This window comes from Thioclava sp. UBA3469 (assembly GCF_002378135.1).
Classification (GTDB): Bacteria; Pseudomonadota; Alphaproteobacteria; order Rhodobacterales; family Rhodobacteraceae; genus Thioclava; species Thioclava sediminum.
This window is the reverse complement of record NZ_DFRG01000169.1, coordinates 463-2,688: the sequence shown is the minus strand read 5'-3', so window position 1 is coordinate 2,688 and position 2,226 is coordinate 463. Positions and strand designations below refer to the sequence as shown.

Genomic DNA, 2,226 nt, shown 5'->3' with positions numbered 1-2,226 from the left:
ACTCACGGCCTGCCCCGTCGCCTCGCCCGCCACAAGGGGACCCGCATCCGGGATCGACACATTGCGGGCGGCGTCGATACGCGCCAGCGTGCCCTCGTCGGTCAGATCGAAGCCCGTGGAATTCTCGCGGGACTCGGCGAACACCTCCGAGGGAAGCTTGAGCATCGCAGAGCGTTCGGCGTTCTCGAGCTGCACGAACGGGTCTTCTGCGATGGTCTCGGGCGCCACGTCCTCATCGACGATCTGGTGCACGAAGGAGGAGTTCGCGCCGTTCTCCAGCAGGCGACGCACCAGATAGGCCAGCAGGTCGCGATGCGCGCCGACGGGGGCGTAGATGCGGCAGCGGGTGCCTTCCTCGCGGTGGACGATCTCGTGCAGACGCTCGCCCATGCCATGCAGGCGCTGGAACTCGTAGGGACGGCCCTCGGCCATCTCGAGGATCGCCGCGACCGAATGGGCGTTATGGGTGGCGAATTGCGGATAGATGCGGTCGGTGTAGCTGAACAGCTTGCGCGCGTTGGCAAGGTAGCTGACATCGGTCGCAGCCTTCGTGGTGAACAACGGGAAATCCGGCAGGCCTTCGACCTGCGCCAGCTTCATCTCGGTGTCCCAATAGGCGCCCTTCACCAGACGCACCATGATCTTTCGGTCGAGCTTTTCGGCCAGAGCGCCGAGCCAGTCGATCACGAGGCTCGCACGCTTGCCGTAAGCCTGCACGACGACGCCGAACCCGTCCCAGCCGGCCAGCTCGGGATCCGACAGAACCTCCTTGATGATCTTGAGCGAGATCACCAGTCGGTCCTGCTCTTCGGCGTCGATGTTGAGGCCCATGTTCCCGGCCTTCGCGGCCTTCGCCAGATCCTTGAGCACCGGCACGATTTCGGCCATGGCGCGCTCTTCCTTGGCGACCTCGTAGCGCGGATGCAGCGCCGAGAGCTTCACCGAGATGCCGGGGTTTTCGGCCACGGGACGGTCCTTGCAGACCTTCGCGATGGCGGCGATCGCGTCGGCATAATCCTTCGCGTAGCGCTTGGCATCGCGCGCGGTGCGAGCGGCCTCGCCCAGCATGTCATAGCTGTAGGTATAGCCGCGATCTTCGAGCTTCTTGGCGCGGCTCAGCGCGTTCTCGATGGTCTCGCCGAGGACGAACTGGCGGCCCATCTCCTTCATCGCGCGGCTCACGGCGGCACGGATCACCGGCTCGCCCAGACGGCGCACGGCCCCGCGCAGCACGCCTGCCATGCCGGGCTTTTCGTCTTCCAGCACGCGGCCCGTCAGCATCAGCGCCCAGGTCGATGCGTTGACCATCGAGGACGACGCCGTGCCCATGTGCTTGCCCCAGTCGGACGGCGCGATCTTGTCTTCGATCAGCGCATCGATCGTCTCGGCATCGGGCACGCGCAGCATCGCCTCGGCCAGGCACATCAGAGCGACGCCTTCCTGCGTGGACAGGCCGTATTCCGCGAGGAAATGCTCCATCAGCGTCGGTTTGGCTTCGGTCCGGATGCGGCGCACGAGCTTCGCCGCGCGGGCAGAGATCTGCGTGCGATCACTCTCGCTCAGTTCGGCTTGGCCTTTCAGGCGCTCCAGAAGTGCGGCTTCATCGGCGAATTTCGCCTGCGTCGTGAACTGATCGAACGTGTCGCCCATGCGATCCTCCCTAAATCTGATTGGCTGATGCTATTCGATTTCCTCTAGGCGATTGGCTCAAATATTTGCTAAGCGATGGTCTCTACGACTTATTTTTGGGGACTACACAGCCCATGAGTGAAGAGATCGATGCGATCGACAGGCGAATCCTCAACGAGCTTATCGCCGATGCACGCCTCCCCGTGGCTGAGATAGCGCGCAGGGTCGGCTTGTCGAAGACGCCGGTGGCCGCGCGCATCCGCCAGATGGAGGAAACCGGGCTCATCAAGGGCTACCGCGCGATGATCTCGCCGATCAAGCTGGGGCTGACCCATGTCACCTATATCGAGCTGAAATTGAGCGATACGCGCGAGACCGCACTGAAGGCGTTCAACGCCGCGGTGCGCGCGATCCCCGAGGTCGAAGAGTGCTACATGATCGCCGGCGGCTTCGATTACCTCGTGAAGATTCGCGCCCGCGACATGGCCGATTACCGGCGGATCATGTCGGAAGAGCTGTCCACCCTGCCCCATGTCCATTCCTCCTCGAGCTATGTCGCGATGGAGACCGTGGTGGAGGCGAGCGCGCCGCCGCTGA

The 2,226-nt window shown here is 63.8% G+C and carries 2 protein-coding genes; one reads left to right on the top strand and one right to left on the bottom strand.

Going from position 1 to position 2,226, the window contains the following annotated elements; translation table 11 throughout:
* A partial coding sequence (locus tag B3D39_RS12715) for a proline dehydrogenase family protein (protein ID WP_286789756.1) occupies positions 1 to 1,650 on the bottom strand: 1,650 nt, incomplete at its 3' end.
* A gap of 113 nt (positions 1,651 to 1,763) precedes the next feature.
* Between B3D39_RS12715 and B3D39_RS12710 the strand changes: the two genes are divergently transcribed.
* Positions 1,764 to 2,226 (top strand): Lrp/AsnC family transcriptional regulator (locus tag B3D39_RS12710; protein ID WP_286789755.1); only part of this gene is annotated, 463 nt, incomplete at its 3' end.